General features: G+C 71.5%; 7 protein-coding genes and 1 pseudogene. 5 read left to right on the plus strand and 3 right to left on the minus strand.

Features of this window, described 5'->3' with window-relative positions; genetic code table 11:
- Nucleotides 1-48: 48 nt before the first annotated feature.
- A complete protein-coding gene (locus tag CCN56_RS34970) occupies nucleotides 49-1674 on the minus strand; it encodes a hypothetical protein (protein WP_086831820.1) in 1626 nt (541 codons plus the stop codon).
- Between the two features lie 252 nt (nucleotides 1675-1926).
- Here CCN56_RS34970 and deoC point away from each other — a divergent pair, with 252 nt between their 5' ends.
- The 3 genes from deoC to CCN56_RS34985 are packed head-to-tail and all read left to right on the plus strand — an operon-like array spanning nucleotide 1927 to nucleotide 5211.
- Nucleotides 1927-2886, plus strand: coding sequence for a deoxyribose-phosphate aldolase (gene deoC / locus CCN56_RS34975; protein ID WP_086831825.1), 960 nt, complete (start codon nucleotides 1927-1929; stop codon nucleotides 2884-2886).
- Nucleotides 2887-2891: 5 nt separating this feature from the next.
- Nucleotides 2892-4328 (plus strand): aldehyde dehydrogenase family protein, encoded by a 1437-nt coding sequence (locus tag CCN56_RS34980; RefSeq protein ID WP_086831821.1) that lies wholly within the window; start codon nucleotides 2892-2894, stop codon nucleotides 4326-4328.
- Complete coding sequence (locus CCN56_RS34985) at nucleotides 4321-5211, plus strand: aldehyde dehydrogenase (RefSeq protein ID WP_086831822.1); 891 nt, start codon at nucleotides 4321-4323, stop codon at nucleotides 5209-5211. The genes CCN56_RS34980 and CCN56_RS34985 overlap by 8 nt, the downstream gene beginning before the upstream one ends.
- Nucleotides 5212-5256: 45 nt before the next feature.
- On the opposite strand, the gene CCN56_RS34990 is transcribed toward CCN56_RS34985, so the two are convergent.
- Nucleotides 5257-5991 (minus strand): TetR/AcrR family transcriptional regulator, encoded by a 735-nt coding sequence (locus tag CCN56_RS34990; protein WP_086831823.1) that lies wholly within the window; start codon nucleotides 5989-5991, stop codon nucleotides 5257-5259.
- Between the two features lie 184 nt (nucleotides 5992-6175).
- Here CCN56_RS34990 and CCN56_RS34995 point away from each other — a divergent pair, with 184 nt between their 5' ends.
- Nucleotides 6176-7681 carry an MDR family MFS transporter gene (locus tag CCN56_RS34995; RefSeq protein WP_256962339.1) on the plus strand — a complete coding sequence of 502 codons (1506 nt, stop codon included), beginning with the start codon at nucleotides 6176-6178 and terminating at the stop codon, nucleotides 7679-7681.
- Here CCN56_RS34995 and CCN56_RS35000 read toward each other — a convergent pair.
- Nucleotides 7614-8012, minus strand: a complete 399-nt coding sequence (locus CCN56_RS35000) for a hypothetical protein (RefSeq protein ID WP_086831824.1) — start codon at nucleotides 8010-8012, stop codon at nucleotides 7614-7616. The genes CCN56_RS34995 and CCN56_RS35000 overlap by 68 nt on opposite strands.
- 52 nt (nucleotides 8013-8064) lie before the next feature.
- Between CCN56_RS35000 and CCN56_RS45185 the strand changes: the two are divergent.
- A pseudogene (locus CCN56_RS45185) lies at nucleotides 8065-8198 on the plus strand (uridine kinase); the annotation flags it as partial.

Genomic DNA, 8198 nt, shown 5'->3' on the forward strand with positions numbered 1-8198 from the left:
CCGGCCTGGGGTGGGGTGATGCCTGCTCGGGTCAGGGCAGGTGGGGGATCAGGCGCGGGAGCCGGCCCGGCGGCGCAGGACGACGAAGCCGAGGCCCGCGGCGGCGAGCGAAGCCGCGCCCGCACCGACGGCGATCAGGGCGGTCGAGTCGCCCTCGGCGGCGAACTCGGCACCGGCCGCGACACCGCCCTGCGGGATGACGGAGGTCTGCCCGGTGTGGGTGGTGGTGCCGGTGCCGGTCGTGCCCGCGCCGGTCCCCTTCGCGTTCTCGATCGGCACCTCGAACGAGCAGCCCTTCGGCAGCTTCGGGAAGGCGTGCGTGGAGCCCTTGGCGGTGCCGCCCTCGACCTTGGTGTAGAGCGACGGCGTCGCGCTCTTCGGGTCGACGATCCGGGCGATGATGCCGACGCTCTCCGGCAGCGAGGGGTGCGTCCGGTCGACCATCGCGAAGACCCTGTCCTCACCGGCGGTGCTGAACTCGGCCACGGGGCCCTGCCGGGTCATGAACAGCTCGGCCCGGGTGCCGGCGCCGATGCCGACGACCTTGCTGACCGTGCACTTGCCGAGGGACTTCGTGCCGGACTCGCCCTGGCCGCCGCCGCCCATGCCGTACGGCTGCGGGGCGGCCTGCTCGGCCCCGCCGGCGATGAAGGCGGCGATGCCTCCGTCGCGCTCCAGGACGACGACGGCCCTGTCGTAGAAGAAGACCTGGCGGTCGCCCGAGAGGTAGGTGAAGCCGCGGCCCTTGTCGTCCACGAGCTGCTGGAGGCCGAGGCGGCCGTTGTGCTCGGCGAGCTCCAGGATCGTGCCGTCGGCGAGCTTGTAGATGCCGGGGGTGGCGCCGGGGCGGTAGTTGCCGACCCAGTTGTAGGTGGTGCCGTTCGAGTTGAGGACGAGGAACTCGCCGTTGTCGTTGCCGGCGACGGAGCGCTTGTTCGCGTCCAGGTGTCCGACCAGGTGGCCGCCGCGGTAGAGCTCGGCGCGGTGGTGCGTCGCGTCGATCATGTAGATCTTGGCGACGGTGCCGCCGATGAGGGTCTGGGTGTGGACCAGGGTGCCGCCCGTGTACTGGATCGCGGCGGCGGTCACGTTGCCCTCGAAGTCCAGGGTCACCGCGTATCCGCCGAAGACCTTGGTCTCCTTCGGCGGGTAGCCGGCGCCGGCCTTCAGGTCGCCCAGGACCGTGCCGCCCTTGAGGACGGTGGCGGTGTAGTACGGGTGCTGGTCGCCCTTGGCGTACACCTTGGCCGAAAGACCTCCGGCCAGCTGGACCGTGCGGATCAGGGTGCCGTTCGCGGCGTCGACGGCGACGGCGGTCACCTTGCCGGTGAAGTCGAGGGTCACCGCGTATCCGGAGAAGACCCGGGTGTCCTCCTTCGGGTAGCCGGCGCCGGCCTTCAGCTCGCCCAGGACCGTGCCGCCCTTGAGGACGGTGGCGGTGTAGTACGGGTGCTGGTCGCCCCGGGCGTACACCTTGGCCGAAAGACCTCCGGCCAGCTGGACCGTGCGGAGGAGAGTGCCCTGCGAGGCCGCGGTGGCGGTGGTAGCGGTCGCGGTCGCCTTGGGCGCCGGGGTCGTACCGGCGGCGAAGGCACTGCCGGCCGCGAGGGCCGGGGTGGCGACGACGCCGGCGACGAGCGCGGTGGCGAGGGCGGTGCGAAGGGCGGTGCGCATAACGACTCCCGAAGAGGTTCGGTGGCGGATGAAGAAGAGCCGCATGCCGCTGACATCTCCTCGGGAAGGGCCGGTGAGTTCTCGCTGGCTGCTGATAAAAATCTAAAGATCTTGTATGCGGGAGCCGTCCACTCCACGTCACGGGCGCGTGACAGGGGTCACCACGCCGCCGGACCCCCTGTGACCTCGGGCTCCATGAAGGGGCTCCCCTGTACAGGTCGCTACGCGCGTAGATATGCTCGACTGGTGACCATGCCCACCACTGCATCCGCAGCTTCCGCTTTCGCCGACGTGACCGCGTCCGACAGTGCGCTGCGCCGCTTCCTCCACGGGCTGCCCGGCGTCGACGCCGTCGGCCTGGAGGCGCGCGCCGCGTCCCTCGGCACCCGCTCGATCAAGACCACGGCCAAGGCGTACGCCATCGACCTGGCCATTTCCATGATCGACCTGACGACTCTCGAAGGCGCGGACACCCCGGGCAAGGTCCGGGCGCTCGCCGCCAAGGCCGTCAACCCCGATCCGACCGACCGCACGACCCCGAAGACGGCCGCCGTCTGCGTCTACCCCGACATGGTGGCCACCGCCAAGGCCGCCGTCGCGGGCTCGGGCGTCAAGGTCGCCTCGGTCGCCACCGCCTTCCCGGCCGGGCGCGCCGCGCTCCCCGTGAAGCTGGCCGACACCGCCGACGCGATCGCCGCCGGCGCCGACGAGATCGACATGGTCATCGACCGTGGCGCCTTCCTCGCCGGCCGGTACATGGAGGTCTTCGAGCAGATCGCCGCGATCAAGGCGGAGTGCGGCGACCGCGCCCGCCTCAAGGTGATCTTCGAGACCGGCGAGCTCTCCACGTACGACAACATCCGCCGCGCCTCCTGGCTCGGCATGATGGCCGGCGCGGACTTCATCAAGACCTCGACCGGCAAGGTCGCGGTCAACGCCACCCCGGCGAACACCCTCCTCATGCTGGAGGCCGTGCGCGACTTCCGCGCGCAGACCGGCGTGCAGATCGGCGTGAAGCCGGCCGGCGGCATCCGCAACACCAAGGAAGCGATCAAGTTCCTGGTGCTCGTCAACGAGACCGTGGGCGAGGACTGGCTGGACAACCACTGGTTCCGCTTCGGCGCTTCCAGCCTGCTCAACGACCTGCTGATGCAGCGCCAGAAGCTGGCGACCGGCCGTTACTCCGGCCCCGATTACGTGACGGTGGACTGATCAACATGGCATCTGCATTCGAGTACGCACCGGCACCGGAGTCGCGTGCGATCGTCGACATCGCGCCGAGCTACGGCCTGTTCATCGACGGCGAGTTCGTCGACGCCGCCGACGGCAAGGTCTTCAAGACCGTCTCGCCGTCCAGCGAGGAGGTCCTCGCCGAGGTCGCCCAGGCGGGCGCCGAGGACGTCGACCGCGCGGTGAAGGCGGCACGTAAGGCCTTCGAGAAGTGGTCGGCGCTGCCCGGCTCCGAGCGCGCCAAGTACCTCTTCCGCATCGCCCGGATCATCCAGGAGCGCAGCCGCGAGCTGGCCGTCCTGGAGACCCTGGACAACGGCAAGCCGATCAAGGAGACCCGCGACGCGGACCTCCCGCTGGTCGCCGCGCACTTCTTCTACTACGCGGGCTGGGCCGACAAGCTCGACCACGCGGGCTACGGGCCGGACCCGAAGCCGCTGGGCGTGGCCGGCCAGGTCATCCCGTGGAACTTCCCCCTGCTCATGCTGGCGTGGAAGATCGCCCCGGCGCTCGCGACCGGCAACACGGTCGTCCTGAAGCCGGCCGAGACGACCCCGCTCTCCGCCCTGTTCTTCGCGGACATCTGCCGCCAGGCCGGGCTGCCGAAGGGCGTCGTCAACATCCTTCCCGGGTACGGGGAGACGGGCGCCGCGCTGGTCGAGCACCCGGACGTGAACAAGGTGGCCTTCACCGGTTCGACGGCGGTCGGCAAGTCGATCGCGCGCTCGGTCGCCGGCACGCACAAGAAGGTCACCCTCGAACTGGGCGGCAAGGGCGCCAACATCGTCTTCGACGACGCGCCGATCGACCAGGCCGTCGAGGGCATCGTCAACGGCATCTTCTTCAACCAGGGCCAGGTCTGCTGCGCGGGCTCGCGCCTCCTCGTCCAGGAGTCGATCCAGGACGAGCTGCTCGACAGCCTGAAGCGCCGCCTGTCGACGCTCCGCCTCGGCGACCCGCTCGACAAGAACACCGACATCGGCGCCATCAACTCCTCGGAGCAGCTGGCCCGCATCACCTCCCTCGTGGAGCAGGGCGAGGCGGAGGGCGCCGAGCGCTGGACCGCCGCGTGCGAGATCCCGTCGGCCGGTTACTGGTTCGCCCCGACGCTCTTCACGGGCGTCACGCAGGCGCACCGGATCGCCCGCGACGAGATCTTCGGCCCGGTCCTGTCGGTGCTGTCCTTCCGTACGCCCGACGAGGCCGTCGCGAAGGCCAACAACAGCCAGTACGGCCTGTCGGCGGGCATCTGGACGGAGAAGGGCTCCCGCATCCTCGCGGTCGCCAACAAGCTCCGGGCCGGTGTCGTCTGGGCCAACACGTTCAACAAGTTCGACCCGACCTCGCCCTTCGGCGGCTACAAGGAGTCGGGCTTCGGCCGCGAGGGCGGCCGCCACGGTCTGGAGGCCTACCTCGATGTCTGATCAGACGCGCCTCAGTGTCTTCAAGACCTACAAGCTGTACGTCGGGGGCAAGTTCCCCCGCTCCGAGAGCGGCCGGGTGTACGAGGTGACGGACTCGAAGGGCAAGTGGCTGGCGAACGCGCCGCTCTCCTCCCGCAAGGACGCCCGTGACGCGGTCGTCGCCGCGCGCAAGGCCTTCGGCGGCTGGGCGGGCGCCACCGCGTACAACCGCGGCCAGATCCTCTACCGCGTCGCCGAGATGCTGGAGGGGCGCAAGGGCCAGTTCGTGCACGAGGTCGCGCACGCGGAGGGCCTGTCCAAGAACAAGGCGGCCGTGGTCGTCGACGCGGCGATCGACCGCTGGGTCTGGTACGCGGGCTGGACCGACAAGATCGCCCAGGTCGTGGGCGGCGCGAACCCGGTGGCGGGCCCGTACTTCAACCTGTCGACCCCCGAGCCGACGGGCGTCGTCACGGTGGTCGCCCCGCAGGACTCGTCCTTCCTGGGCCTGGTCTCGGTGATCGCCCCGGTGATCGCGACGGGCAACACGGCCGTCGTCATCGCCTCGGAGAAGTCCCCGCTCCCCGCCCTCTCCCTGGGCGAGGTCCTGGCCACCTCCGACCTCCCCGGCGGCGTGGTGAACATCCTCTCCGGCAAGGCCGCCGAGATGGGCCCGCACCTCGCGGCCCACCAGGACGTCAACGCGATCGACCTGACGGGAGCGGACACCGATCTGGCCCGCGACCTGGAGATCGCGGCGGCGGACAACCTGAAGCGCGTCCTGCGCCCCCGTACCGAGGACTTCGCCGAGTCCCCGGGCACGGACCGCATGACCGCGTTCCTGGAGACGAAGACGGTCTGGCACCCCACGGGTTCGCTGGGCGCGAGCGGCTCCTCGTACTAGGACCCCCATGACGAACGGCCCCCGGGACCACCCGGGGGCCGTTCGTCATGCCCCGGCGCGTTCGATCAGCCCGGCGACCCCGTCGAGGACGCAGTCGAGCCCCGTCTCGAACAGCCACCCCGCGTCGTCCTTGCGGGCCGCGCCGAGGGCGTACGTCCGGTAGGTCGGGTAGCGGCCGGTACCGAGCAGGTACGACATCTGCGGGGCGAGCCCCCGGCGGGTCTCGTCGGCGTTCTCCCAGCCCTGCTCCTTCATGTAGAGGGCGACGGCGACCTCCGCCTGCACGGCTCCGTGCACATACGCGCCGACCGCCCGGAACGCGGCCATCATCGTGTCGACGTCGAGGCCCAGGCCGGCGAGGGAGGCCAGCTGCCGCTCGGCGGCCGCCATCCGGTTCGGGGTGAGGGCGAAGAGCGGGGTCGGCAGCTGGGCGAGCCAGGGGTGGCGCAGCATCCCGTCGCGGGTGCGGTGCGCGTGGATCCGCAGGGTGTCCCGCCAGCCCTCGGTGGTCTCCGGGGGCTCCAGCTCGGTCGAGACCCGGTCGACCATGAGGGCCCAGAGTTCGTCCTTGCCGTTGACGTGCCGGTACGCGGCCATGGGCGCGACGCCCAGCTCGGCGGCGACCTTGCGCATGGTGACGGCGGCGAAGCCCTCGCGGTCCGCGATCCCGATCGCGGCCTCGGCGATCCGGCCCGGGGTGAGGGACGCCCGGGGCGCCACCGCGGGCCGATCGAGCCGCTCCCACAGCGAGACGCCTTCCGTCTCGTCCTTCTTCGCCACTCCGGCCTCCTCGTGTCGCGTACAGCGTATGCCTTGTGGACGCCGTACACATCGGCGTGTACGTTGTACACCCGCCTGTGTACGACGTACACATCACCGTTCCAGGGGGAACCATGAGCACTCCGCTCCGCCTCGCCGCCACCCGGGGCTCGACCCGCGCCAAGAAGCCGTACGGAGCCTGACCATGACCGACCAGCGAAAGAAGCTCCCCTATCCGGGCCTCATCGGGCTCATGCTCGGCATCGTCCTCGGCACCCTCGACGGCACGATCGTCGGCACCGCGCTCCCGACCGTCGCCGGCGAACTCGGCGGCCTCGACCGGCTGTCGTGGGTGGTCACCGCGTACCTCCTCGCCGCCGCCGTCGCCACCCCCCTCTGGGGCAAGGCCGGCGACCTGTACGGACGCAAGGGCGCCTACCTCTCCGCCGTCGCCGTCTTCCTCATCGGCTCCGTCCTCTCCGGCCTCGCCCGGAACATGGACCAGCTCATCGCCTTCCGCGCCCTCCAGGGCGTCGGCGCCGGCGGCCTGATGGTCGGCGCCTTCGCCCTGATCGGCACCGTCGTCTCCCCGGAGGACAGCCCGCGGGTCCAGGCGATCACCGGGGCGATGCTCCCGGCCGCCTTCGCCGGCGGCCCGCTCCTCGGCGGACTGCTCACCGACCACCTGAACTGGCGCTGGGCCTTCTACGTCAACCTGCCCGTCGGCATCGCCGCGCTGCTGCTCGTCTCGCTCGGGCTGCGCGTGCGGACCCCACGCGTCCGGGCCCGCGTGGACGTGGCAGGGGCGCTGCTCCTCACCACCGGCATCCTCGCCCTGACCCTGCTCGCCACCTGGGGCGGAACGCGGTACGCCTGGGCCTCACCGGGGATCCTCGCCCTGGCCGCGACCGCCGTCGCCGCGCTCGCCCTGTTCGTCAGGACCGAGCGGCGCGCCGCCGAGCCGGTGATCCCGCCCCGGCTGTTCCACAGCCGGAACTTCACCCTCGCGCAGATCCTGAGCCTGCTGGTCGGCGCGGGCATGCTCGCCGCGATGAACTACCTGCCGCAGTACTTCCAGTTCGTCCGCGGCGGGACGTCCACGGCGAGCGGACTGCTCCTGCTGCCGCTCATGCTCGGCATGGTCGCCGTCCAGCTCGTCACGGGCCGGCTGATCGCACGCGACGGCCGCTACCGGATCTACCCGATCCTCGGCGGCGGACTCATGACCGCGGGCGCGCTGGTCCTGCTCCTGCTCGACGTGGACACCCCGACGGCCCTCGCGTCCGCGCTCACCGTGGTCCTGGGCGCCGGCATGGGCTTCCTCATGCAGTCGACCCTGCTCATCACGATGTACGGCGCCCCGCCCCGGGACAGGGGCGCGGCGAGCGGCACCGTCACGCTCGTCCGCACCCTCGGCGGCTCCCTCGGCGTCGCGACCCTCGGCGCGGTCTTCACCGCACGCCTCGCGGGGGCCGACCCGAACCTGACCCCGGCCCAGGCCGAACGACTGCCGGAGCCGGTACGGGAGGGCCTGCGGGCGGCGGTGGCCGACGGGGTGCACGGGGTGCTGCTCGGCACGGCCGTCCTCGCCGTCCTGGCGTTCGCGGTGGCCTGGCTCGTACGCGAGGTCCCCCTGCGGAACGCTACGGAAGTAGCCCCCGCGTCAGCGGACCGGCCAGCGGCAGATCGGCCACTGCCCCGCCCTTCGTGACGTGGTCGGTCACCAGGTTCGTGCCGACCGGCTTGAAGTCGGCGACCTGGGTGCCGAGGCCGTTGTCGAGCGGGTCGACGCCGGTGTTGGCCAGCGGGTCGAGCTGGAGCTGCGTCAGCGGGCCCACGCCGTGCGTGACGCCCTCCAGTGCGCCCGCCCCGGCCGCGCCGGCGTCCGTCCTGGTCAGCGAGTCGACGGGCAGCGGCACCGGCGCGACGGCCTGCGCCGCGGCGCCCGCGCCGACCAGCGCGGCACCCGCCGCCGTGACCGTCAGACCGGCCTTGAGCAGGGCGTTGCGGCGGGGGGTGCGGGGTTCTGCGTGACGCGCCATGACGATCCTTCCGAGGGGTGACCGAGCGGCCACCGACAGTAGTGGAGGTGTGATGCTCGATACCAACGGCCTTCCTCGGGGGTCCCCTGCACGGGGGAATGGTTCACACTGGTGTCCCGTGAGTTCCCAACCGATCCCGACCCGTGTCGTCCTGCTCGCGGGCCCCTCCGGCTCCGGCAAGTCGTC

This window comes from Streptomyces sp. NRRL B-24572, from assembly GCF_002156145.1.
Lineage (GTDB): Bacteria > Actinomycetota > Actinomycetes > Streptomycetales > Streptomycetaceae > Streptomyces > Streptomyces vietnamensis.